This window comes from Ruicaihuangia caeni, assembly GCF_040536845.1.
Classification (GTDB): domain Bacteria; phylum Actinomycetota; class Actinomycetes; order Actinomycetales; family Microbacteriaceae; genus Ruicaihuangia; species Ruicaihuangia caeni.
This window is the reverse complement of the sequence record NZ_CP159582.1, coordinates 326225-351065: the sequence shown is the minus strand read 5'-3', so window position 1 is coordinate 351065 and position 24841 is coordinate 326225. Positions and strand designations below refer to the sequence as shown.

Below are 24841 nucleotides of genomic sequence, written 5' to 3'. Positions count from 1 at the left end.
GTGGCTCGGGAGGGCTGAGCGATGCGCCTCGACACGGCCATCGACGCCTACCTCGCCCACCTGGAGACCGAGCGCGCCCTCAGCGCGCAGACGCTCCGTGCGTATGGAGCGGATCTCGCTGGTCTCGCGGCGTTCGCGGAGCGCGCCGGCATCGTCGAGGCGGATCAGCTGGATCTGGAACTGCTGCGTGATTGGTTGTGGGAGCAATCGAATCGAGGCATGGCCAAGTCGAGTCTGGCCCGAAGGACGGCGTCGGTTCGCGGGTTCACGAAGTGGCTCGCCAAACAGCTGCCGGCGCCCGCCGACCCCGGCCTGCGCCTGCGCTCGCCGAGACCCGCCCGGCACTTGCCGCGGGTGCTGACAGAGCCGCAGGCAGCGGCGTTGCTCGAGAATCTCGCTGATCGTGCCGCCACCGGTGACCCGGTCGCGCTTCGCGACCTGGCCGTCGTCGAGCTGCTCTACGCCTCTGCTCTTCGCGTGAGCGAACTTGTCGGCCTCGACCTCGGCGACCTCGACCGTGAACGCCTCACCGTGCGCGTGATGGGGAAGGGCGCCAAGCAGCGTGTGATTCCCTACGGCATCCCGGCCCAGCGCGCTCTTGACGACTACCTGCATCGCGGCCGGCCGGAACTGCTCGCCGGGGCAGGCCGGTCGCCGGAGCATGACGCACTGTTCCTCGGCGCTCGAGGCGGACGGCTCGGAGCGAGGGCCGTGCACAGCGTGATGTCCCGGCTCCTGGGTGACCTCGATAGCGGTCCCGCCGGCCCGCACACCCTCCGGCACACCGCGGCCACCCACCTGCTCGACGGCGGAGCAGATCTGCGTGCTGTGCAGGAGCTGCTCGGGCACGCGAGCCTCGGCACGACGCAGATCTATACGCACGTCTCGGCGGAGCGACTCAAGGCCACGTACCGCAACGCGCACCCGCGCGCCTAGGCAGCCCCTCGCACTAGGGCAAACGCCGTGTGGGCAGGAGCACTGAACGAGGGACGGTGCCGAGCAGCAGCATCGGGGAGATGTACTCCCCGTGCAGCCGCACGCCGAAGTGCAGACAGCCGACGTCACTGCAGTGCCCGGCCACGACAGTGCCGATCGTTTCTCCTTTCATGACCCCATCACCCGTCGAGAGCTCGGACTCCACCGGCTCGTAGCTCGAGAGCAGGCCGCCCTCGTGGCGGATCGACAGCACCGGCCGGTCGACCACCCACCCCGCGAAGTGCACCGTTCCCGCTGCGGGCGCGAGCACCGTAGTCCCCTCGGGGGCATGCAAGTCGACGCCTCTGTGGCCTCGCCCGTAGGGAGTCGGCGGGGCGAGATAGTCGCGCTCCACGGCAGCCGCAGCGCGTACGGGCCATGCCCAGAGCGGATCGTTGCGGGCATCCGCGTTCCACCGGGGCGAGGGTGAGGAGGACAAGCCCAGTTCCGCACCGGCGGAGGAACCAGCGGGCGTTGAGGCGAGCACCAAGGCGAGCACGAGCGGGAGCATGCCCGCAAGCGCTCTTCGCGCGCGAGGTGCGGCACGGCGCCACCAACATCGACGGCCGGATCCTCGGAGCATTCGCATACGTTCTCGAGCCCACCCCGCTCGCGGTGCGACCGCAGCCGTACTGGGGCAGCATCATGGGCGAATGCGGCTCGGGGAGGAGCGGCGAAGCGCCGTCGCCGTCGCCGAACCGAGCGAGCGTGCAGCGACTCGGCTGCTACTATTGCACCTGCATCCGTCATCGACGGGTGACTTCGCGTGCCCATTCGGTCAACGCTCCCACTCAGTCCTTCGCACGTCGACCACGGTCGTCGCGGTGAGTGGCGGGAACGCACCGGGCACCAGGTTCCGAGCCGACCGGCTCCGGAAGACAACTGAGATCGCGCAACCGCGCAAGACAAGGAGAACGGCCATGGCCGTCGTCACCATCCGCCAGCTGCTCGACAGCGGCGTGCACTTCGGGCACCAGACCCGCCGCTGGAACCCGAAGGTGAAGCGCTTCATCCTCACCGAGCGCTCGGGCATCCACATCATCGACCTTCAGCAGTCGCTCGCCTACATCGACAAGGCCTACGACTTCGTCAAGGAGACCGTCGCGCACGGCGGCACGATCCTCTTCGTCGGCACCAAGAAGCAGGCGCAGGAGTCCATCGCCGAGCAGGCGACGCGTGTCGGCCAGCCCTACGTGAACCAGCGCTGGCTCGGCGGTTTGCTGACCAACTTCCAGACCGTCTCGAAGCGCCTCGCCCGCATGAAGGAGCTCGAGGAGATCGACTTCGAGGACACCACCAAGGGCTTCACCAAGAAGGAGCTCCTGATCAAGCGCCGCGAGCTCGACAAGCTCCACAAGACGCTCGGCGGCATCCGCAACCTGTCGAAGACCCCTTCGGCGCTGTGGGTCGTCGACGCCAAGCGCGAGCACCTCGCGGTCGACGAGGCCACCAAGCTCGGCATCCCGGTGATCGGCATCCTCGACACCAACGCCGACCCCGATCTGCTGCAGTACCCGATCCCGGGCAACGACGACGCGATCCGCTCGGTGAGCCTGCTCACCCGCATCATCGCCGACGCCGCGGCCGAGGGCCTCATCCAGCGCCACCAGAAGCCCGAAGAGGCCGGCAACGTCTCGGCCGTCGAGCCGCTGGCCGAGTGGGAGCGCGAACTGCTCGAGCAGTCGAACGCCGCTGCCGCACCGTCGGAGACTCCCGCTGTCGAGGCGACCGCTCAGGAAGTCCCCGGCGACCTCGCTCCCACTGAGGAAGCGGCTCTCCCCGCCGACGAGGAGGCTCCGGCAGCCGCCGGCGCTCCCGCCAACGACGAGACCAAGTAAGGACGGCTTGTATGGCTAACGTCAGCCTCGAAGACATCAAGACCCTGCGCGAGCGACTCGGCACGGGCATGATCGACACCAAGAACGCGCTCGTCGAAGCCGAGGGCGATGTCGAGAAGGCCACCGAGATCCTCCGGCTCAAGGGTGCCAAGGGCAACGCGAAGCGTGCCGACCGCTCCACCAGCGAGGGGCTCGTCGCAGCCAAGGAGAACGGCTCCGTCACCACCATGATCGAGCTCGCGTGCGAGACCGACTTCGTGGCCAAGGGCGAGAAGTTCGTCGGTCTCGGCAACGCGGTGCTCGAAGCCGCTGCTGCTGCGGGCGCGAAGACCGTTGAGGAGGCACTTGCTGCTCCCGCCGACGGCAAGACCGTCGCCGACCTCATCAACGACGAGGCCGCGATCCTCGGCGAGAAGGTCGAACTGCGGCGTGTCGCCTCGGTCGAGGCCGAGAAGTTCGCGATCTACCTGCACCGCACCAACAAGGACCTGCCCCCGCAGGTCGGCGTGGTCGTCGGCTACAGCGGTGACGACGCAGACACGGCGCGCAGCATCGCCCAGCACATCTCGTTCGCGAACCCGAGCTACCTCACGCGCGAAGACGTCCCGACCGAAGAGGTCGAGAACGAGCGTCGCATCGTCGAGGAGATCAGCCGCGGCGAGGGCAAGCCGGAAGCGGCGCTGCCGAAGATCGTCGAGGGTCGCCTCGGCGCCTTCTTCAAGCAGGTCGCGCTGCTCGACCAGGAGTACGCGCGCGACAACAAGCTGACGGTCAAGCAGGTCGCCGAGAGCGCCGGTATCACGGTCACGGGCTTCGCCCGGTTCAAGGTCGGCGCGTAAGACCGCTACGTGATGGGGTCCGAGACTGCGGTCTCGGACCCCATTTCCATGAGCGGGCACCCCGCCATAGTGTGATGACCAACCCCGTTGTGAAGGAGACGATGTGACCGAGGTGCGCCGACGGAGAGTGCTGTTGAAGCTGTCAGGGGAGGCGTTCGGTGCGGGCTCCCTCGGGGTGAATCCTGATGTCGTCAGCGCCATCGCCCGCGAGATCGCCGAGGCGGCCCGCGAGGTCGACGTCGCGATCGTGGTCGGCGGTGGCAACTTCTTCCGCGGCGCAGAGCTCAGCCAGCGGGGTATGGATCGCGGGCGAGCCGACTACATGGGCATGCTCGGCACCGTCATGAACGCGCTCGCGCTGCAGGACTTCCTCGAGCAGGCGGGCGCGCAGGTGCGCGTGCAATCCGCGATCTCGATGACACAGGTCGCTGAGCCGTACATTCCGCTGCGTGCCGAGCGGCACCTGGAGAAGGGCCGCGTCGTCATCTTCGGCGCGGGAGCGGGTCTGCCGTACTTCTCCACCGACACTGTCGCGGCCCAGCGCGCTCTCGAGATCGGCGCCGATGTGGTGCTGGTCGCGAAGAACGGCGTCGACGGCGTGTACGACGCCGACCCGCGCAAGCATGCCGGCGCCGTCAAACTCGACCGTGTGACCTACCAGGAGGCGCTGGTGCAGGGCCTCAAGGTCGTCGACTCGACAGCGTTCAGTCTCTGCATGGACAACGGGATGCCGATGCTCGTGTTCGGCATGGAACCCGCCGGCAACATCACGCGCGCCATCCTCGGCGAACAGCTCGGCACGCTCGTGAGCAACGGCGACTGACTCGTTCATGGCGAAGAGGGGGACCGCTCACTTGGCGGTCCCCCTCTTTTTCGCGCTCGGGGCCGAGGCCATGAACTGAGAAACGAAGAAGGGGACCGGCGCCAGCCGATCCCCTTCTCGCGTGTCCTAGAGACTACTTGGCGGTCTCACGGATGCTGTTGTAGAACGCCAGGTCGTCGCCCTTGTAGTACGACTGGAAGTACTCCTCGGCGCCCTTGATGAAGGCCTGCACGTCGATGTCCTCGGTCTCGATGACCTCGACCGGGCCGTTCGCACGCCAGTCCTCGAGGATCTTCTCGGTCTCGTCCTCGACGCACTGACGGTTCTCGGCGCGGATGTCGCGCACGGTGTCGAAGACCAGTTCGCGCTGCTCGTCGTTCATCTTGTCGAGCACCTTGTCCGAGATGGTCACCCAGTGGATGCTCACCTGGTGGTTGTTCAGCGCGACGTAGTTCTGCACCTCGTCGTAGCTGGCGGTCTTGGTGCCGACGACGGGGTTCTCCTGCCCGTCGGCGATGCCCTGCTGCAGCGCGACGTAGACCTCTTCGTACGCGACCGCCACGGCGTTCGCACCGAGAGCCTTCGCGTTGGCGAGGTACTGCGGGGTGTCGGGGAAGCGCATCTGCATGCCTGCGAGGTCCTCCGGCCCGTGGATCGGGTCGTTGGAGCTGAAGGTGCGCGAACCGTAGTACCAGCCGTCGATGATGGTGATGTCGGTGGCCTCGTTGAACGCGGTGCGGAAGTCCTCCGAGTTGTTGTCGATCCAGTCGAAGGCGTGGTCGACGTCGTCGAACACGTAGGCAGCACCGAGGATGCCCACCTGCGGGTACACCGACGCGAGGCCGGCTTCCTGCAGGTCCATGGCGATGTCGCCCGACTGGATCGCGGCGACGCGCTCGGTGTCGGGGCCCAGCTGGCTGGCGGGGAACAGGTCGACCTCGATGCCCAGGTCGGCTGCCTCGACGCGCTCCTTGAAGAGCTCCATGCCGCAGAAGTAGTTCGGGGTCTGCTCCGACTGGCTGCTTGCGAACTCGAGCGTGATGGTCTCGGCGGCGTCGCCCTTGCCGTCCGCACCGGTGTCGCCCGAGCCGGCACAACCGGCGAGCAGGCCGATTCCGGCGGTCAGCGCGAGCGCCGAGAGGGCGCCGCGGCGGATCCGATTGCTGTGGATCATTGATTTTCCTTTACTTCGTGGCCCCGGATCATTCCGGAGCCGTCTCGGTGTGTGCGCTTTGGGGGCCTTGCCGGAGCTAGAACCCGAGCGCGTTGGGGACGAACATCGCGATCTGCGGGAAGAACGTGATGAGCAGCAGCACGCTCACGAGCGGGACGAGGAACGGCAGGATGCCGCGGAAGATCTCGTCCACCGAGCGGTTCGTCACGGAGCTCATGACGTAGAGCACGCTGCCGACCGGTGGAGTGAGCAGACCGATCATGAGGTTCACGATCATGATCACGCCGAAGTGAACCGGGTCGATGCCGAAGCTCACCACGACCGGCATGAGCACGGGCACCGTGACCAGGATGATCGCGGTCGCGTCGACGACCATGCCGAGCAGGATCAAGATCGCGTTCACAATGAGCAGGAAGACGATCGGGCTGTCGGTCACACTCGTCATCCAGTCGGCGACGCCCTGCGCCACACGCTCGCGAGCGAGCACCTGACCGAGCATGCCGGCCGCGCCGATGATGATCATGATGCCACCGGTGAGGAACACGGTCTCCTTGGCTGCGTCCCACAGCACACGCAGGTTCAGCGTGCGATTGAACATACCGAGGATCAGCATGTACAGCGCCGCGATACCGGCTGCCTCGGTGGGCGTGAAGAGGCCGCCCACGATGCCGCCGAGGATGATGACCGGTGTACCGAGAGGCAGCAGCACCCGGCGGCCCGCGCGCCAGAAGCGGCGGGAGTCGAAGGGCTGGCTCGCGAACTCAGGGCGCTTGCGCACCCAGAAGAAGATGTACACGCAGAGCCCGAGCGCCATGAGCAACGCGGGAACCACGGATGCCGCGAAGAGCGCACCGGTCGAGATCGTCGCCACGGAGGCGAAGATGACAGCGGGGATGCTCGGCGGCATGACTGGCGAGATCAGTGCGGACGACGCCGTGAGGCCCGCGGCGAAGCGGAAGGGGTACCCGGCGCGCGTCATGGCTGGCACCTGCACCTTGCCCAGGCCGGCGGCGTCGGCAAGCGCCGAACCACTCATCCAGGCGAAGCCGACGCTGGTGCCGACGTTGACGTAGGCGAGGTTTCCGCGAACGCGCGACATGGCCGCGAGGCAGAAGTCGAACAGTCGCTCGGCGATGCCGAGCTTGTTCGCGATCACACCGACGAAGATGAAGAGCGGTACGGCCAGCAGGGGGAAGCTGTTGGCCGCGTCGAACACAGTCTTCAGGGCGAGACCGGTCGAGTACCCGTTCAGCATGAAGTACATGAGGCACGGGCCGAGGATCGAGAAGGCGACGGGCACCCTCAGGAAGAGCAGGACGAGGATGCCGATGGCTACGAGTGCGAGTTCCATGTGACTTATGCCTCTGCTTCCTCGAGCGTGAGCGAATCCGCCTCGTCGTATTTGGCGTGGAAGATCTTGATGACTGCGCGGACGGTTCCGGACACGAGTCCCACCAGCGGGAGCGCGAAGACGTAGGCGAGCGGCACTTGCAGCACCGTGGTGGTGCGGCTGAAGCCGCTCTGGAACATCGCCCACGCCTCCCAGGTGAGCAGCGCGCAGATCACGGCGAGCAGCAACGCTGCCACTGCTTTCACGATCACCTGCGCGCGGCCCTTGGCGATGTTGTCGATCACTGCGACGGTGATCTGCCCGTTCTTGCCGATCAGGTAGCCGATGAGGATGAAGGTGATGCCCGTCAGGGAGTAGCGTGCGATCTCACCGGCGCCGGGCCAGTTGAGCTCGTGCACATAGCGGCCGAGCACCTGCCACAGCACGCCGACGAACATGGTGAGCAAGAAGAACGCGGCCAGCGAGAGCTCGATGTTCCCCCACCAGCGGAAGAACGCGCTCTCTTTGGGAGCGGGGCCTGCTGTGGGGTTCTCGAATGCCGCTTCTGCGTTCTCGGGTGCGGAGTCAGTCATCTCCCGCTGTCCTCTCTCGCGCTTTCCGCGCGATTCGTCGCCCGCCGGACAAGCCGGTAGGCGCGATGAGCGATCGGTTCATCGATTGCCTTTCGTGATTGCGGTTCGGTGCAAGCGCTGCGCTGCATCGTTGCTGCGGCATCCGCAGGGCCCCGGCGAGCTTACTCGGCGCGGCTCAATGCCCCAGATGACATATCCCACCGGTGGGCTCGCTGTGCTCGCGCCGATTAGTTCGCCTTCGAATAATGGAACGGTATTCCGACAGAATAGTCAGCAGGGAGCATAACTGCGGAATTGCGACCCGAGAGACCCTCATAAGGAGGCGTGCCATCGGATGGCACACACCGGCGTGAGGTCGGGCTGCACCTTGCAAGCTGCTCGCCGAACGCATCGTCAATGACCTGAGAGAACCGGAGTGAACGGGTGTCAGAACTCAGACTCGGATTGTTCGGCGCCGGCCTGATCGGCCGCGAGCACGCGCAATACGCACAGCAGGCGCAGGGCGTCGAACTCGTCGCCATCGCCGACCCTACGGATGCCGCGAAGCAGCTCTCGGTCGAACTCGGCGCGCAGCACCATAACGATTACGCATCGCTGCTCGAGGCGGGCGGGGTCGATGCTGTGATCGTCGCGCTTCCGAACGCCATGCACGCGGATGCGGCCGTTGCCGCCATCGACCGCGACGTCGCGGTGCTCGTCGAGAAGCCCATCGCCGACACGCTCGAACAGGCCTCGCGCATCGTTGAAGCCTCAGAGCGCAGAGGAGTGCCGGTGCTGGTCGGACACCAGCGCCGCTACGCGCCCGACGTCGCTGCGGCGAAGAAGTTCATCGAGTCGGGCGGCATCGGTGAGATCGTGGCGGTCTCGCTCATGAGCACCTGGCGCAAGCCCGACGAGTACTTCGACATCGAGTGGCGCCGGCGACGCGGCGGCGGGCCCGTGCTGATCAACCTGATCCACGACATCGACGTCATCCGCTACCTCGCGGGCGAGATCGACACCGTGACGGCACTCGGCTCGTCGAAGGTACGCGGTTTCGAGGTTCCGGAGACAGTAGGGGCCGTGCTGGAGTTCGCCAATGGGGCGATCGGCACCGCGATGCTCAGCGACGCGGCGGCCTCGCCGTGGAACTGGGACCTCATGGGCTACGGCGCGTACTTCCCCACCACTCCGGGGGACGCCTACTTCATCTCGGGAACCGAGGCGTCGATCGCCCTGCCGTCGCTCACGGTGTTCCGCCACGAGGGCGGCAACCACTGGCAGCTGCCATTCACCAAGCAGACCATCGATCGTGTGGAAGTGAACCCGTACATCACGCAGCTCGAGCACCTCGTGCGAGTGGTGAAGCACGGGGAGGCACCGGTGATCTCGGCGCGCGACGGGTACAACACGCTCGCGGTCGCGACGGCGATCGACGAGGCGCACGAGTCCCGTCAGGTGACGCGGGTCGAGCGATGAGCGAAGCCTCGGTCGAGGGCTCAGCCGTCTGGCCGCAGCGACACCGGGGCCGCGTTGTGCTGGTGACCGGTGGCGCTGGTGGCCTCGGAGGAGCCGCTGCCGAGCGGCTCGCGGCGGAAGGCGCGGTCGTGCTCGTCGCCGACCTCTCGATCGAAGAGGAGCACTGGGGTGACGAAGGAGCGCGCGTGCGCCTCGACGTCACCGATCAGGACCAGTGGGTCGAGCTCCGTGACCGCGTCCTCGAGCGCTACGGCCGCCTCGACGGTCTATTGGTCGCCCACGGCGCGCAAGGCCCTGAAGCACCCGTCGAGGAGGTGCCCTACGACGGATGGCGGCGCACGCTGGGCGTCAACCTCGATTCAGTGTTCCTCGCGCTGCACACGGTGATGGGCGTGATGAAGCAGCAGCGCGCAGGCCGGGTCGTGTTGCTGGCCTCCATCTCGGGCCGCGAGGGCAATGCCTCGATGAGCGCCTATTCGGCATCGAAAGCGGGCGTCATCTCGCTCGCGAAATCGGTGGCGAAGGAGGTCGCCGACTCGGGCATCGTCGTCAACGCGGTCGCGCCCTCGATGTTCCAGACGCGGCTGCTCGACGACCTGAGTCCTGAACGCAACGCGATGCTCCTGTCGAGGGTGCCGATGGGGCGAGTCGGCCACCCCTCGGAGTTCGCCGCGCTCGCCGCCTGGCTGCTCTCGGACGAGTGCAGTTACACCACGGGGCAGGTCTTCGATCTCACCGGGGGTCGGTTCTCGGGAGCGTGAGGCCCCGGCCACGGGGCGAGCACGAGCCGTGATTTTTGGAACACGATTCCGAAAACGCTTGCGGTCTGTGCACCGAATGCCGATAATCCCAGCATGCGCACCAACGAGAACAACGTCGGCGTCTCCGTCATCGACCGAATCATCTCGGTGTTGCACGCGTTCGGAGAACCAGGCGATGTGCTCGGAGTGAGTGAGCTCGCACGACGCACGGCGCTGCCGAAGTCGACGGCAGCGCGCATCGCAGCGGGGCTCGCCCGCCACGGGTTCCTCGATCGCCGCCCGGAGGGGTTCCGGCTGGGCGAGCGGCTGGTGCAGCTCGGAGAACGCGCGGCGCGCCCGCAGCCGTTCCAGGAGGGAGCGCAGCAGGCGATCGCCGACCTGCAGGCGGCCACCGGCTACACGGTGCAACTCGCGACGCTCGAGGGCGCTGACGTCGTGTGCGTCGCGATCGCCCGAGGTCGCGCCGGCGCCGCGCCGTTGACCCGACCGGGTTCACGGCTGCCGGCCCACGCCACGGCGCTCGGCAGGGCACTGCTCGCATTCGCGCCCGAGCACCTGACCAAGCGCGTGCTGGCGAGGGGATTGCCGCGGCTGTCGGCGCAAACGGTCACCCAGCCTGGGCGGTTCCTCGAGCAGCTCGCTCAGGTGCGCCGCACCGGCGTCGCCTATGAGTGCGGTGAGACGGCCGCCGGCACCGCGTGCATCGCAACACCGGTGCTCGATGACGAGCGGCGACCGCTCGCAGCTGTCGCGGTCACCGGCATCCCCGCTGACGCCGACCCGGCCCGCTATACGGCGGCGCTGCGCACCACGGCGCTGCAGCTCGCCCGTCACCTGTCTGCCGAGTCGCTGAAAATCGCCTGAGCGCTGAAGCGGCGCGCCTCGGCCGTATTCGGCGCCAGGAGCCGAGGCGGCCCGACACTAAGCTGGTGCTCACACCACAACGCAACGCCAAGGAGCCGCTGTGATCGCCGACGTGCTGGCCGACGCCAAAGACAAGATGAACAAGGCCGTCGAAGTCGCCAAGGACGACTTCGCCAATGTCCGCACCGGCCGTGCCAACCCCGCCCTGTTCCAGAAGATCCTGGTCGACTACTACGGCACGCCGACCCCGCTCGGTCAGCTCGCGACCATGCAGAACCCCGAAGCGCGGATGCTGATCATCACGCCGTTCGACAAGTCGGCGCTGCGAGAGATCGAGAAGGCTGTGGCCAACGCACAGCACATCGGTGCGAGCGTGGGGAACGACGGGACCATCGTGCGGGCGATCCTCCCTGAGCTCACCCAGGAGCGTCGCAAGGAATACGTGAAGATCGTCAAGAACAAGGCCGAAGAAGCACGCGTCTCGGTCCGGAACATCCGGCGCAAGGCGAAGGACGACCTCGACGCGTTGAAGGACGAATTGGGCGACGACGCGGTGGCCCGAGGCGAGAAGGAGCTGGAGACGCTGACGAAGTCGTTCGTCGATGCGATCGACGAGGCGCTGAAGCGCAAGGAAGCGGAACTGCTCGAGGTCTGATGCGGCGCCCTGACGGGGATCCGCCCACGCGCAGACGCGCACGGAAACGCACCGACCTCGAAGCGCTCGCCAACGACGCTCGCGCAGAGCTCGAGTCGCATCTCGCCGAGGCCCGCGCGCATTACGAGGCCATCGAGGAGCGCATCGAGAAGCGCACCGGCCGCAACCTCATCATGGCCATCCTCATAGGCCTGGCGCTGGGCGCGCTGCTGCTGTTCAGCCTGCTCGTCTTCAAAGAGCTCTTCATGCTCTTCGCGGCGGCGCTGCTGTGCCTGACCGCCTTCGAGCTCGCGAGCGCCCTGCGCTTCTCAGGGCGCGACGTGCCGCGAGCGCCTGTCGTGATCTCGGCGATCGCCATCGTGCCCGCGACGTTCTACCTCGGCGCCGCGGGGCAGTGGCTCGCCGCGCTCGCCGGCATGGTGCTCGTCACCGTGTGGCGGCTCGTCGAGTGGGGATTCCGGCGCGCACCGGCCCGCGACGTGCTCCACGACCTCGGCGCAGGGCTCATGGTGCTCACGTATGTGCCGTTCCTGGGCAGCTTCGCGGTGCTGCTCGCCGCCCAGCCCGACGGGCAGTGGTGGACGCTCGCCTTCCTCATCGTGGTGGTCAGTTGCGACACGGGCGCCTATGCCACGGGACTGACCTTCGGCCGGCATCCGATGGCTCCGCGCATCAGCCCGAAGAAGACGTGGGAAGGGTTCGCCGGCTCCGTGGCTGCTGCCATCATCGCCGGCGTGCTCCTCGCGCTGTTCATGATCGATCAGCCGTGGTGGGTCGGGGTGCTCTTCGGCATCGTGCTGACCGCCACCGGCACGCTCGGCGACCTCGCGGAGTCCATGCTGAAGCGCGACCTCGGCATCAAGGACATCAGTTCATGGCTGCCAGGGCATGGAGGGTTCCTCGACCGGCTCGACTCGGTGCTGCCCTCCGCTGTCGCCGCCACGGTCTTCTACCTCATCTTCGCCTGACGCGCGGACCAGCCGCGGCGGCGACGCAGACGCGCCGCACGCGTGAGGGCGTGAACGCGTACGGCACCGTGAACTCGTAAGGCACAATGGGAGCGTGAGCACCTTTCCACGCACCGGCCGATCCGCGCGTGGATACGACGTCGACGAGGTCGAGCGATTCCTCGCCGCAGCGCGCGAGGCGTATCTCGCCGACGGCGACGCGACGCACGACGTCACCTCCGACAGCATCCGGCACACGGCCTTCGGCCTGGTGCGCGATGGCTACGACCCCGCGATGGTCGACGCTGCGCTCGAGCGCCTCGAGGATGCGTTCGCCACGCGCGAGCGGGAGCGAGCGCTCGAGCGCGAGGGCCGGTCCGCTTGGGACCAGCAGGCGCGCGGCGCGGCGCAGGAAGTGCTCGACAGGCTCTCGCGTCCCGCAGGAAAGCGCTTCCGTCGGGTCGGGCTGCTGACCACCGGGTATCGGGTCGGCGATGTCGACGCGTTCGCGAAGCGAATCACTGATTTCCTGCAGCTGGGCACGCCGTTGACCGTCACCGAGGTGCGCACCGTCGTGTTCCGTGCGGCGAAGCGAGGGTATGACGAGGGGCAGGTCGACCTTCTGCTCGACGAGGTCGTGCGCACCATGCTCGCCGTGCGCTGATCGAGTTCATCCACCGCCAGCGACCGCTCCGGTGCATGCAGGACGACGCATCGGTGCCGCTGCCAGCGGGCTCATCCATGCCGATGCGGTGATGCGACCTGGCAGTTTTCTCCACGATGCCGTGCGGATGCCCGTATCGCGCGACCTCTCCGTTATGCTTCTGTGATCGTGGGTAAGCACTCGGACGCAGATATCGCAGGGAAGACCCCTCGCGGGCGTCGCCAGACCCTCCGCAACCGGCTCCGCTCCGTGGTCCCGGTGCTCGCATCGACCGCCGCATTCGGCTTCATCGCGCTGTCGGCCATGCCGACGACGATGACGTATGCCGCGGACGGTGGGGAGCAGACGGCTGGGAACCAGACGTTGCGCGCGCAGACGCATGTGCTCGACGGCGAGATCGTCGAAGCGGTCGCACGGGATGACTACAAGGTCGTGAAGCTTCCGCCGCCGCCGCCGAAGCCGGCGGCGTCGGCCGGCGTCTCCTCGGTCTACCGCGGTGCCCCCGCGGCCGGCACTCCCGATCCCGGCACTGCGAAGGCGATCGCCTACGACATGGTCATGGCCCGCGGCTGGGACCAGAGCCAGTACGACTGCCTGGTCGCGCTCTGGAACAAGGAGTCCGGCTGGAACGTCTACGCGCACAACAAGTCGAGCGGCGCCTACGGCATCCCGCAGTCGCTGCCCGGCAGCAAGATGGCCACGGCCGGCGCCGACTGGGCGACCAACCCCGCGACGCAGATCACCTGGGGCCTCGGCTACATCTCGGGCCGCTACGGAACGCCGTGCGGCGCCTGGGCGAAGTCTCAGGCGAGCGGCTGGTACTGATGGGCCACAGCGTTGCCGCGTTCGAATCGTGCTCGGCGGCACCGTCGGCAGTCTCACCCGCCGGATGACGAACGTCAGTTGCGCTTCGAGCATTTCGTCGCCGGTATGCGGCGGACCGAGCACAAGCGCGACGGTGAGTGGAATGTGCAGCCGGTGGGAGCGGCATCCGCTCTGAAGAGCTACACGTGCCCGGGGTGCGGGGGATCGATAGATCCCGGGGTCGCGCACCTTGTTGCGTGGCGCGCGGATGGGTTGATGGGCGACGCCCACGATCTCGCCGACCGTCGGCATTGGCACCGCCACTGCTGGAGCATCAGAGGCTGACTCCCGCACCGTCTCGGCCTTGCGGGAATGCCGTTCATCGACCTCAGTCGGTGAGGGCGTGGCCCGGTGCCCTTCGGTCGAGTGCGCTTCTTGACGGCCGAGTGCGCTTCAGTGCGCTTCAGTGCGCCTCTTGGCGCGGAATGAACACCTGCTTGACGATGATCAGGATGGAAGCGGTCACCGGAATCGCGACCAGCGCACCGAGGATCCCGAGCAGCGTGCCGCCGGCGAGCGCCCCGATCACCACGAGCACTCCGGGAACCTTGACCGCCCGATTCATGATGTTGGGGCTGAGCACGTAGGCCTCGACCTGCATGTAGATGAGGTACCAGATCGCGGCCGCGATGACGGTGCTGATCGACTCGGGGTTGAACATGAGTTGCAGCACGACGATCACGACGGAACCTGAGATCGTGCCCACGAGCGGCACGAGCGAGAACAGGAACGCCACGAACGCGAAGAGCACTGGGTACGCAGCGCCGATGATCGAGAGATAGACGAAGCTCAGCACGCCGTTGCAGAGCGCCAGCGACACCTGACCGACAACGTAGCGACCGACCGATTCGGTCACCTGCTCGGAGATCTCGATGAAGCGCTCGCGTCTGGAAACGGGCACGAGCGAGTACATGCCGCGCTTCAGCTGCCGCATCGACGAGACGAAGTACAGCGTGAGGATCAGCACGATCAGCCCGCCGAACGCCCCGCTGGCGATGTTCACGCCCGCAGTGAGCACCCCGCCGCCGATGCCGGCGATGTTCTTGGGATCGAGCAGCGCGTTGACGGCGGCGCCGATGGTCGCGTCGACATCGAGGATCTCCTTCGGAATGAGCGACTGCACATTCGCGATGAAATCGGAGAAGGTGAGACTGTTGGCCCAGTCGCTCACCTGCGTGATGAGCTTCGACGTCTGCGTGACGAGCACGGGGACCAGCGCGAAGACGAGCCCGGCGAAGGCCCCGATCACTGCCACCAGTGTGAGCAGGATCGCGAGCCATCGCGGCACGTCGCGGCGTTCCAGCCAGCTGACCACCGGGTCGAGCCCCAGCGCGATGAAGAGCGCAGCGCCGACATAGGTGAGGATGACCGCGAGCTGATTGATCGCCGCGCCGATCGCGATCGCCACGAGCACGCCGAGCCCGCCGAAGAGCCCCAGCGTGAACGCGTTGTGGATCCTCAAGCGCGGCCCCCGCTCACTCGTCGCTCGTCGACTGATCGCTCGCAGCCGACGACTGCTGGGCCCACTGCCCGGCCGTCAACTGCTCTGCCTGTGAGAGTACTCCGCGGAGGTTCGCGAAGTAGCTCGCCACGGCGTCTCGTTCGATGCGCAGTTCGGCGAGACGGTCATCGGCCTCCTGCACGAGCTGTGAGGTGCGCTCTTCGGCCTCGGTCACGAGGGCTTTCGCCTTGGCCTCTGCCTGCTGCATGAGCTGCTTGGCGTCGCTCTCCGCGCGTTCGCGCACCGCCGTGGCGTCGATCTTCGCCTGTGCTTCGAGTCGCTCGAGCTCCTCGCGGCGCTCCGCGGCACGGTTGGTGACATCGGCGAGCTGAGCGTTCGCCTCGTCGAGATGGGTCTGCGCCTCGGCCACCGCCGAGCGGTGGCGCTCGAGCAGTTCGCGCTCGGCAGCGTCGCGTTCGGCGGCGAGCTCCTCGTGCAGTTCGGCACGCGAGCGTTCCACCTCCTGATCAAGCGCCGAGCGGGCGGCATCCGTCTCGTGCGCGAGCTGTGCACGTACCGCCTGCACCTCGGAGGCGAGCTCCGCTCGCTGAGCCTCGATGTCACGGGCGAGGTCGGCGCGTTGCTTCTCGACCTCGGCCGCGAGGGCAGCCCTGGTGGCGTGGTCGTGGGTCTCCAATTCGGCGCGGATGCTGCGCGTCTCCGTCTCGAGCGCCGTGCGCGCTTGCGCGATCTCGGCCTCGAGTTGAGCCCGCGCTGCTTCGATCTCGCGCTGCAGCGACTCGCGAGTCTGCTCGACCTCAGCAGCCAGTTGCGCCCGCGTCTCCTCGCTCTCTCGGGCGAGCGCTGCGGTGGTGCGATCGACATCGGCAGCGAGCTCGGCGCGAGTCCTGGCCACCTCGGCGGCGAGTTCGGTGGTGGTCCGCTCGACGTGCTCGTCGAGTTCGAGTCTCTTGCGGGCGAGTTCGGCGTCCAGAGCCGAGCGCGCCTGTGCGGTCTCGCTCGCGAGCGCTTCACGGGTCTCGGCCACCTCGCGTTCGAGCGCGTCCCTGCGGCGCTGCACCTCTGCGTCGAGATCGGCTTGCGTGCGCTCAACCCGCTGGCGCAGGTCGTTGTCGATGGTCTCGCGCTCGAGCGCGAGCGCCGTGCGAGCCTCGGTGAGCTCGGCTTCGAGCATCTCGCGCATCGAGCGCTGGTCGCGGTCGAGGCGCTCTCGAAGCGCGTCTTCCTCTGCCATGAGCGCTGCTCGGCGCTCAGTGGTCTCGCGTTCGAGGTCTGCGATGGTGCGCTCGCGCTCTTCGGCGAGCCGCGCGGTCTCGCGCTCGATCTCCGCGTTGAGCGCCGCGCGGGCGCCGTCGATCTCGGCAGCCAGCGCTTCCCGGGTGGTTCGTGCCTCGTTCTCGAGTGCCGCGCGCGTGGTCTCTGTCTCCTGGGCGAGCGACTCAGTCACGGTCTCGCGTTCGCGTTCGAGCAGTTCGCGCTGGAGGTTCACCTCGCGCTCCACGTCGCTGCGCTGCTGCTCGAGGTCGCGCTCGAGCTCTGCGCGGCGCGTGCTGCTCTCGTTCTCGAGGTCAGCGCGGCCCTTCTCCGTGTCGCGCGCCAGCGCCGCGGCTGCCTCTCTCGCCTCAGCAGCCTCTCTCACAGCGAGTGCCTTCAGCTCGGCAGCCTCGCGCTCGGCATCCGCGCGGAATGCGGCGGCCTCGCGCTTCGCGGTGGCCCGGGCCTCGCTCGCCTCTGCAGCGGCGGCTGCCCTCACCGCGGCGGCCTCCCGGATCGCGTCCTGCGTGGTCGCCTCAGCGGTGTCCTGGGCGTCGGCGATGACGTCGTGGGCCTCGGCGCGCGCGGCGTCGAGCGCGCGGGTTGCCGTCTCGCGGGCGTCCTGCAGCATCCGCTCGGACTCGGCCTTGGCATCGGCGAGCATCTTCTGGCTCTCAGCGCGCGACTGCGCTCGCAGCTTCTCTGCGTCGATGTCGGCTTGGCTGATCAGCCTCGTCGACTGCTCTTCCGCGAGACGGAGGGTGCTCTCCAGTCTCGTGCCGAGACCGGCATAGGTGGGGCTTCCGATCTCATCGAGCTCGGACTGAAGATCCTCCAACGCCGCCTGCAGACGGTGCACGTCCTTGCTGAGCTCGGCCTTGTCGGTGTTCGCCTTGATGAGCTCGCGGCGAAGCTCCTGCACGGCGCGATCGACTTCGTCTTTCTTGTAGCCGCGAAGCTCTGTGGCGAACCCGGTATCGTCAGCTGCCAACGGTTGCTCCCTTTTCGAACTGGCGAACATTCAGAGTGTAGTCAGCGACGGTCGGGCTGCCGCCTCGTGAGCCGACGAGCGACCGTTCAGGCGACACTGATCGGCCTCTCAGGACGCTCCCTGGTTGATCCGCCGCGCGTTCGGTACCCTTGAACGTCTTGTCCGCTGCCGCGTGCAGACCTTGCCGACCGAATGCGGTCGAGTGCACGACGATCGATCCGTTCCGTCGCTGCCGGGCAGCACGGAAGGAGTACCCGCCAGTGCGATTCGTGTTCGCGATCGTCGCCTTCGTGGTAGCCGCGCTGATGATCGCCGTGGGCGTCGCCCAGCGCACCATCTTCGCCGGTCCCGACACGGTCGCGGCCGTCGCAGAAGTGACCGAGCCCGCGCCACTGCTGTTGGTCGACGGAGCCGCCCTGAACACCTTCGACGGTCGCCAGACGATCAAGGTCGGCGGCGAGGGCACGCTGTTCGCGGCATACGGCCGCACCTCAGACGTCATGGCCTGGATCGGCGATGCCGCCCATAACAGCATCGAATGGGATGCCGACGCGCAGGAGTTCCGCACGGTGTTCCACGCCGGCGACGAGGCCGCCGTGCCCAACCCGTTCGGCTCCGACCTCTGGCTGGCCGAGTTCAAGCAGGAGAACGAGATCTCGCTGGCAGTGAGCCTGCCCGACGATGTGTCGTTGCTGGTCGCGACAGACGGCACGAATCCGGCCCCAACCGACGTGCGCGTGGTCTGGCCGATGACCGTGAGCAAACCGTGGTCGGGCCCGCTCATCATCGGCGGTGCGGCACTGCTGCTCGTCGGGCTGTTGCTGCTGCTCTGGGCGATCGTGCACCTCCGCAGGTCGCGCGGTCCTCGCCGTTCGCAGCCCAAGGACCCTGACGACCCGACGCCCCCGCGCATCGGCCGGTTCAAGCCGAAGGCCGATGCCGCGGTTCCGCCCCTTCGCCAGAGCGGCCGCCGCGCGATCCGGCCCATGGTCGCCGGTGTTCCGCTCGTGATCTCCGCACTTCTGCTCAGCGGGTGTGCGCCCTCGGAACTGCCCGACTTCATCACGGGCGATGTGCCGCTGCAGACCTCCAGCCCGAAGGATGCCGCTGGAACCGGCGACGCGGAGCAGCAAGAGGCCCCGCCCGCTGTCGCGCTCACCGAGCGTCAGGCCGATCGCATCATCACGCAGGTCGGCACGGCGGTCACTCAGGCGGATGCCGAGCTCAACGCCGATCTCGCGGCGACGCGCCTCGCAGGGCCCGCGCTCGAACTTCGCAAGGCCAACTACTCCGCCCGCGCGATCGACTCGGCCATCGCGCCCGTGGTGCCTGCGATCGCAGACAATCCGATTCAGTTGCTGCTTCCTCAGCAGACCGATACCTGGCCCCGCGTCGTGTTCGCTGTGACGCGTGAAGCGCCGCCCGAGCCGGAGCCCACCCAGGCCCCCGGGGACGGCACCGACGCAGGCGAGACCCAGCCCACGGAGCCGAGCGAGGAGACCCCGGCTGCCCCATCGGTTGCGCTCATGCTCGTGCAGGAGAGCCCGCGGAGTCAGTACAAGGTGCACTACGCGATGACGCTCACCTCGGATCTGCCAGAGCTCGCTCCCGCGTCGCTCGGCACCGCTCGACTGCCGCTCGACAGCAAACTGCTCGCGATCGACCCGGCTCAGGTCGTGCCGATGTACGCGGACATCCTGCAGAAGGGCGCTGAGAGCGAATACGCCGACATGGTCAAGATCGAGGGCGACCCCGTGATCGCCGCCTACGGTGCCGAGAAGAAGGCGGAGCGTGCTGCGACGCTTGCTGAGGCCAACGCGGCGATCACGTACACCTCGGCCGCCGGTTCGGGCGATCCCTATGTGCTCGCCACCAACGACCTCGGCGCCATCGTCGCGGTCAATCTCAATGAGACCGAGACCGTCAAACCCAGCACTGCTGGTGCGGCGGTGAACTCCGTCGGCGCGATCAAGGCGCTCTCCGGGCGCGATCAGAGCACTAAGGGATTCACCGCGATCTACGGCATGCAATTGTTGTTCTATGTGCCCGGACTCGGTGATGATGGAGAGCAGATCGTATTGCTCGGCTACAGCCAGGGCCTGATCGGGGCAGCGGAGGTCAATTGAGTAATCCAGCGACAACAGGGCCGAACCTGAGGGGCGCAGTCGATCTCTCATCGCTCGCCGCGAGGCCGGCCGATGGATCGGCCGCGGCGACTGACAGCGTCGTCTTCGAGAGCGACGACCGCGACTTCGGGCGGGTGCTCGAACTCTCGAACCGGGTCCCCGTGATCGTCGAGTTCTACGGAGCCGGGCTCCAGCCGGCGCTCGGCCCGATCGTCGAGAGCTATGGCGGCCGACTCGCGCTCGCGACGGTCGATGGCAACGCGAACCCCCAGCTCGCGCAGGCGTTCCAGGTCGGCCAGGTGCCGGCCGCATCCGCCGTCGTCGCAGGCCGGCCCCTGCCGCTGTTCGTCGGCACCCCGGAAGATGAGCAGGTCCGTCAGGTGTTCGACCAGGTGCTGCAGCTGGCCGCGCAGAACGGTGTGACCGGACAGTTGACCACCTCAGACGCGGATGCCGCCGAGCAGCCGGTCGAGGAACCGCTCTCGCCCGCGCACCAGGAGGCGTTCGACGCCATCCAGCGCGGCGACTACCAGGCGGCGCTGCGCGCGTACGACACCGCCATTGCACAAGACCCCCGTGACCAGGCCGCGGTGGCGGGGCGGGCCCAGGTCGCGCTCCTGCAACGGCTCGATGGCAAGTCGCCGAACGCGATCCGCGTCGCTGCGGCGCAACACCCCGGCGACGTGCACGCGCAGTTCGAAGTCGCCGACCTCGATATCAGCGGCGGGCACGTGGACGATGCCTTCGACCGCATCCTCGAGATCTTCCCGACGCTTCGTCAGCCCGACAAGAACCGGGCACGCGAGCGCATGGTGGAGTACTTCGAGATCGTGGGCAATGACGATCCCCGCGTCATGGCAGCGCGGCGCCGCCTCACGGCTCTGCTCTATTAGAGCGCGGGTCAACTAGGGGCACGTCTACTGGGCCGGCGAAAGGTAGAGCGCCGAAAGCGGAGGCAAGTACGCTTCGAGCGAGGCGGGCAGCCCGTGCAAGTGGTTCGCGCGAGCGTCGACTCCGCCCAGATTGCCGCGCCCCTCACCGCCGAACGGTTCGGCATCCGTGTTGAGCAGCTCGTCCCACCGGCCCGCGGAGGGCACGCCGACCCGGTACCCGTCGATCGCCACCCCGCTGAAGTTGAACAGCGCGAGCACCGGCGCGCCGCCCGTTCCGAATCGGAGGAAGGCGAGCGAATTGCCTGCTGAGTCGTCGCCGACGAGCAGCCGAACTCCCTGCGGATCATCATCTGATCGCCACAGGGCGGCATGGGAGCGGTAGATCCGGTTGAGTTCGCCCACCAGGAGTTGCACGCCCCGATTGCGGGGGTCCGCCGATGTATCCCAGTCGAGGCCGTATTGCTCGCTCCATTCGGTTGGTTGAGCGAACTCCTGGCCCATGAAGAGCAACTGCTTGCCGGGGTGCGCCCACATCAGCGCGAGGTAGGCGCGCAAGTTCGCGAATCGCGCGGCCTCGTCACCCGGCATCCGCTCCAGAAGCGTGCCCTTGCCGTGCACGACCTCGTCGTGACTGATCGGCAGCAGATAGTGCTCGCTGTGCGCGTAGTCGAAGCTGAACGTCAGTTCGCGGTGGTGGTGCGCACGGTGCACCGGATCGCGCTCGATGTAGTGCAGCGAGTCGTGCATCCACCCCATGTTCCACTTGAGCCCGAATCCGAGGCCTCCCTCGCTGGTGGGTCTCGTCACGCCGGGGAACGCCGTCGACTCTTCGGCGGTCATCACGACGCCCGGGTGCTGCCTGGAGACAGTGGCGTTCAACTCCTGCAAGAACGCGATCGCCTCGAGGTTCTCGCGCCCGCCGTGCACGTTCGGGTGCCAGACCTCCCGCGAGTAGTCGAGGTAGAGCATCGATGCGACGGCATCCACACGCAGTCCGTCGACGTGGAACTCCTCGAACCAGTACAGGGCGTTCGCCACGAGGAACCCGCGCACCTCGGGGCGTCCGAAGTCGAAGATCAGGGTTCCCCAGTCGGGGTGCTCGCCGCGCAGGGGATCGGGATGCTCGTACAGGGGTTCGCCGTCGAATCGTGCGAGCGCCCACTCGTCTCGCGGGAAGTGCGCGGGCACCCAGTCGAGGATGACGCCGACGCCGGCCCCGTGCAGGCGGTCGATGAGCTCGCGCAGTTCGTCGGGGTCGCCGAAGCGACTGGTGGGGGCGTAGTAGCCGCTCACCTGATACCCCCAGGAGCCGCCATACGGATGCTCCATGACCGGGAGGAACTCCACATGCGTGAAGCCGAGGCGGGTGACGTGCTCGATGAGCTCGTCTGCGAGCTCGAGGTAGCCGAGCCCCGGCCGCCACGAGCCGAGGTGCACCTCGTAGACGCTCATGGGGGAGGAGAGCGGGTCGGACGCGGCACGACGTCCCATCCAGTCGGCATCGCGCCATTGGTGGCGGCTCGCGAACACGATGGATGCCGTCGCAGGCGGCGTCTCCGCGTACCGTGCCATGGGGTCGGCGCGGTCGACCCATCGGTCGTCCGCGGTGCGCAGCCGGAACTTGTATCGCGCTCCGGCACAGGCGGTATCGGAGAACCCCTCCCAGAGACCGCTCGCGTCCACCCGTCGGAGCGGGGTGCGTGAACCGTCCCAGTCGTTGAAGTCGCCGGCGACCTGTACTTCGAGGGCGCTCGGAGCCCACACCGCGAACGCCACGCCGTCGACGCCGCGATGACGCAGCGGGTGCGCGCCCAGGACTGTCCAGGCGCGCTCGTGACGCCCCTCCGACCAGAGGTGCACGTCGAGCGGGCCGAGCAGCAGCCGGTCGCCGCCGTCCCGTGCGACGGGAGCCGTTCGCTCAGGAGCCACTGCGGCCGCCGATCGGCTCCGGCAGGTCTGTCGGCTGCCTGCTCTGAGCAGATGCGTCAGCCGATGTGGCGCTCGCGTCGCTCCGAGGGGTGACGTGCAGGATGTGCACAGGGTTTCGGCGGGGGTCCAGCCGCACGTAGTTGTCCGCTCCCCAGTCGTAGCGCTCATCGCTCAGCAGATCGTGCGCGATGAAGCGGCTGTCGAGGGCGAGCCCGAGCCGCGTGACATCGAGGTGCACCGTCGTCTCCCGCACCGCGTGAGGATCGAGGTTGGCGACCACGATGATGGTGTCGTCTTCGCCGGTGGGGGAGTGCTCGGCATCCAGATGCTTGCTGTACACCAGCACGGCATCGTCGTCGCTCCACTGCACGGTGAGATTGCGCAGTTGACCCAGGGCGGGGTGCGCTCGCCGGATGCCGTTGAGCGCGGTCAAGTACGGCGCGAGCGACTCTCCCCGAGCCTCCGCTGCCGCCCAGTCGCGGGGCTTGTACTCGTACTTCTCGTTGTCGATGTTCTCTTCAGACCCGGGGCGCGCCACGTTCTCGATGAGCTCGAACCCCGAGTACACGCCCCAGACGGGAGCCCCTGTTGCCGCGATCGCGGCCCGCACCCGATACGCCGGCTCGCCGCCCGATTGCAGGTACTCAGTGAGGATGTCGGGCGTGTTCACGAACAGGTTCGGCCGCAGGTAGTCGGCCGTCTCATGGGCGAGTTCGCTGAGGTAGTCCTCGAGTTCGCGCTTCGTGTTCCGCCAGGTGAAGTACGTGTACGACTGCTGAAACCCCGCGCCTGCCAACGAGCGCAGCATCGCGGGTCGCGTGAAGGCTTCGGCCAGGAAGACGACGTCGGGGTGCCGCTCGCGCATGGTCCCCAGCAGCCATTCCCAGAAGTCCAGCGGTTTGGTGTGAGGGTTGTCCACGCGGAAGATGCGCACGCCGAGCGAGACCCAGTGCTCCACGACACGCAGGACCTCACGGCGAAGGCCGTCAGGGTCGTTGTCGAAGTTGAGCGGATAGATGTCCTGATACTGCTTCGGCGGGTTCTCCGCGTATGCGATTGAGCCGTCAGCTCGCCGTGAGAACCACTCCGGATGCTCCTTCACCCAGGGGTGGTCGGGCGAGCACTGCAGAGCCAGGTCGAGCGCCACCTCGAGCCCGTGTTCCTGGGCGGTGCCGAGGAAGGCGGTGAGATCACCCACTGTGCCAAGGTCGGGGTGGATGGCGTCGTGGCCGCCTTCCGGCGCTCCGATCGCCCATGGGGAGCCGGGGTCGTGCGGGCCGGCGTGCAGCGAGTTGTTCGGTCCTTTGCGATGCGTCGTGCCGATCGGGTGGATGGGCGGCAGGTAGACCACGTCGAAACCCATGGCGGCGATGGCCGGCAGCCGCCCCGCCGCGGTGGCGAAGGTGCCGCTTCGCCAGCCGCCGCCCGGGAGGCGTACGGCGCCCTCGCTGCGAGGGAAGAACTCGTACCAGGCCCCGGTGCCCGCCCGTGCGCGCTCCACCCGGAGAAGATGCTCGCTCGACTCGGTGACCAGTTCGCGGGGAGCGTTCGAAGCCACTGCCGTCGATACCGCGGGATTCTGCGCGATTCCCCAGCGCTCGGCGGCCGTCAGCGCATCGTCGAGCATCGCGGAGGCCGCGTCGTCGAGGACGGTCGCGCGGCCCGCGCGCCGCATCAGCGCGGCGCCTTCCGCGAGCACGAGTTCGACATCCTGCCCGGCGCGGAGCTTCGCGTCCGCGGCCCTGAGCCAGGTGCGCCAGGGATCGGACCAGGCCCGGATGCGGAAGCGCCAGTCGCCGACGGCGTCGAGCCTCGCCTGCGCGACCCAGCGGTCAGTGCCGGCCACGGGCGCATGCATCCTGTGCACTGCCGTGCCTCCGGAGGGATCCGTCAGCTCGACCTCGGCGCCGAGCACGTCGTGGCCCTCTTTGAAGACCGTCGCGCTGAACGGCACGACCTCGCCCGAGAACGCCTTCGGAGCCCATCGCTGTTCCGGTTGGGCGGGGCGCACGAACCTGATCGGGATGCGTCCGATGGTGTCGGCGCCAGCGCTCGTGGCGGTCGTCGGAGCATCGCGTCTGGCCACGCCTCGAAGGTAGCGCGAGGGCTTCCCGCACGGTAGCTGCGCGCTCCCAAGAGTGAATGTGCCTCGTTTTGGGTGAAAGCGAAATCCGCGTCGGCGCTTGTCCGCCGAATGGGGGACCGCTACTGTCGTCAGCGAGGTCACGGCGGCCCCCCAATGCGCGTCGTCGCCTCAGGTAACAACCCCAGCGCGGGCGGTCCCTGAACCCGCCGCCTGCGCCCCTGCTACGCTGCACGATCGCCGCATCGCCTACCCGAAGGCGGGCGGCGATCTGCGCGTGCGGGCATGCGTGACCAGCCCCTGTCTCTCGGCTTTTCC

The 24841-nt window shown here is 67.7% G+C and carries 20 protein-coding genes and 1 pseudogene; 13 read left to right on the top strand and 8 right to left on the bottom strand.

What is annotated here, in order from left to right; all coding sequences use genetic code 11:
• Positions 1–21 precede the first annotated feature (21 nt).
• On the top strand, positions 22–936 hold the full coding sequence (locus ABV606_RS01665; protein WP_281487500.1) for a tyrosine recombinase XerC: 915 nt from the start codon (positions 22–24) through the stop codon (positions 934–936).
• A gap of 13 nt (positions 937–949) precedes the next feature.
• Here the strand turns inward: ABV606_RS01665 and ABV606_RS01660 are convergent, their stop codons facing one another.
• Positions 950–1486, bottom strand: a complete 537-nt coding sequence (locus tag ABV606_RS01660) for a M23 family metallopeptidase (RefSeq protein ID WP_353988093.1) — start codon at positions 1484–1486, stop codon at positions 950–952.
• A 409-nt stretch (positions 1487–1895) separates the two neighbouring features.
• On the opposite strand from ABV606_RS01660, the gene rpsB reads away from it, so the two are divergent.
• The 3 genes from rpsB (at position 1896) to pyrH (ending at position 4475) form a co-directional block, all read left to right on the top strand.
• On the top strand, positions 1896–2813 hold the full coding sequence (gene rpsB, locus ABV606_RS01655) for a 30S ribosomal protein S2 (RefSeq protein WP_353988092.1): 918 nt from the start codon (positions 1896–1898) through the stop codon (positions 2811–2813).
• Positions 2814–2824: 11 nt separating this feature from the next.
• The gene (gene tsf / locus ABV606_RS01650; protein WP_281487503.1) at positions 2825–3652 is read left to right on the top strand and encodes a translation elongation factor Ts; all 828 of its coding nucleotides are present in this window, start codon (positions 2825–2827) and stop codon (positions 3650–3652) included.
• Positions 3653–3755: 103 nt separating this feature from the next.
• A complete protein-coding gene (gene pyrH, locus ABV606_RS01645; RefSeq protein ID WP_281487504.1) occupies positions 3756–4475 on the top strand; it encodes a UMP kinase in 720 nt (239 codons plus the stop codon).
• 133 nt (positions 4476–4608) lie between these two features.
• Here pyrH and dctP read toward each other — a convergent pair whose 3' ends face one another.
• The 3 genes from dctP to ABV606_RS01630 all read right to left on the bottom strand — a co-directional run bounded on the left by dctP (position 4609) and on the right by ABV606_RS01630 (position 7572).
• The gene (gene dctP / locus ABV606_RS01640) at positions 4609–5649 is read right to left on the bottom strand and encodes a TRAP transporter substrate-binding protein DctP (protein WP_353988091.1); all 1041 of its coding nucleotides are present in this window, start codon (positions 5647–5649) and stop codon (positions 4609–4611) included.
• Between the two features lie 76 nt (positions 5650–5725).
• On the bottom strand, positions 5726–7000 hold the full coding sequence (locus ABV606_RS01635; RefSeq protein ID WP_353988090.1) for a TRAP transporter large permease: 1275 nt from the start codon (positions 6998–7000) through the stop codon (positions 5726–5728).
• A 5-nt stretch (positions 7001–7005) separates the two neighbouring features.
• A complete protein-coding gene (locus tag ABV606_RS01630) occupies positions 7006–7572 on the bottom strand; it encodes a TRAP transporter small permease (RefSeq protein WP_353988089.1) in 567 nt (188 codons plus the stop codon).
• A 423-nt stretch (positions 7573–7995) separates the two neighbouring features.
• Between ABV606_RS01630 and ABV606_RS01625 the strand changes: the two genes are divergently transcribed.
• From ABV606_RS01625 to ABV606_RS01595, 7 genes are all read left to right on the top strand, one after another.
• Positions 7996–9030, top strand: a complete 1035-nt coding sequence (locus ABV606_RS01625) for a Gfo/Idh/MocA family protein (protein WP_353988088.1) — start codon at positions 7996–7998, stop codon at positions 9028–9030.
• Positions 9027–9791, top strand: coding sequence for an SDR family NAD(P)-dependent oxidoreductase (locus ABV606_RS01620; protein ID WP_353988087.1), 765 nt, complete (start codon positions 9027–9029; stop codon positions 9789–9791). The genes ABV606_RS01625 and ABV606_RS01620 overlap by 4 nt, the downstream gene beginning before the upstream one ends.
• A 93-nt stretch (positions 9792–9884) precedes the next feature.
• A complete protein-coding gene (locus tag ABV606_RS01615) occupies positions 9885–10655 on the top strand; it encodes an IclR family transcriptional regulator (RefSeq protein WP_281487510.1) in 771 nt (256 codons plus the stop codon).
• Positions 10656–10755: 100 nt separating this feature from the next.
• Complete coding sequence (frr, locus tag ABV606_RS01610) at positions 10756–11310, top strand: ribosome recycling factor (RefSeq protein WP_281487511.1); 555 nt, start codon at positions 10756–10758, stop codon at positions 11308–11310.
• Positions 11310–12278 carry a phosphatidate cytidylyltransferase gene (locus tag ABV606_RS01605; protein ID WP_281487512.1) on the top strand — a complete coding sequence of 323 codons (969 nt, stop codon included), beginning with the start codon at positions 11310–11312 and terminating at the stop codon, positions 12276–12278. Before frr ends, ABV606_RS01605 begins: the two co-directional genes overlap by 1 nt.
• Before the next feature lie 94 nt (positions 12279–12372).
• Complete coding sequence (locus tag ABV606_RS01600) at positions 12373–12921, top strand: DivIVA domain-containing protein (RefSeq protein ID WP_281487513.1); 549 nt, start codon at positions 12373–12375, stop codon at positions 12919–12921.
• A gap of 168 nt (positions 12922–13089) precedes the next feature.
• Positions 13090–13746 carry a transglycosylase SLT domain-containing protein gene (locus ABV606_RS01595; protein WP_281487514.1) on the top strand — a complete coding sequence of 219 codons (657 nt, stop codon included), beginning with the start codon at positions 13090–13092 and terminating at the stop codon, positions 13744–13746.
• A 442-nt stretch (positions 13747–14188) separates the two neighbouring features.
• Here the strand turns inward: ABV606_RS01595 and ABV606_RS01585 are convergent, their stop codons facing one another.
• Positions 14189–15247, bottom strand: a complete 1059-nt coding sequence (locus ABV606_RS01585; protein WP_281487516.1) for an AI-2E family transporter — start codon at positions 15245–15247, stop codon at positions 14189–14191.
• A 13-nt stretch (positions 15248–15260) separates the two neighbouring features.
• Positions 15261–17492, bottom strand: a complete 2232-nt coding sequence (locus tag ABV606_RS01580) for a hypothetical protein (protein ID WP_353988086.1) — start codon at positions 17490–17492, stop codon at positions 15261–15263.
• A 260-nt stretch (positions 17493–17752) separates the two neighbouring features.
• Here ABV606_RS01580 and ABV606_RS01575 point away from each other — a divergent pair, with 260 nt between their 5' ends.
• Together ABV606_RS01575 and ABV606_RS01570 are read left to right on the top strand one after the other, a co-directional pair.
• On the top strand, positions 17753–19618 hold the full coding sequence (locus tag ABV606_RS01575; protein WP_353988085.1) for a hypothetical protein: 1866 nt from the start codon (positions 17753–17755) through the stop codon (positions 19616–19618).
• Positions 19615–20511 carry a co-chaperone YbbN gene (locus ABV606_RS01570; protein ID WP_281487519.1) on the top strand — a complete coding sequence of 299 codons (897 nt, stop codon included), beginning with the start codon at positions 19615–19617 and terminating at the stop codon, positions 20509–20511. Before ABV606_RS01575 ends, ABV606_RS01570 begins: the two co-directional genes overlap by 4 nt.
• Before the next feature lie 24 nt (positions 20512–20535).
• On the opposite strand, the pseudogene glgB reads toward ABV606_RS01570, so the two are convergent.
• Positions 20536–22386: pseudogene (glgB, locus tag ABV606_RS01565) on the bottom strand (1,4-alpha-glucan branching protein GlgB); the annotation flags it as partial.
• A gap of 43 nt (positions 22387–22429) precedes the next feature.
• Positions 22430–24526 (bottom strand): alpha-1,4-glucan--maltose-1-phosphate maltosyltransferase, encoded by a 2097-nt coding sequence (locus ABV606_RS01560; RefSeq protein ID WP_353988084.1) that lies wholly within the window; start codon positions 24524–24526, stop codon positions 22430–22432.
• Between the last annotated feature and the right edge of the window lie 315 nt (positions 24527–24841).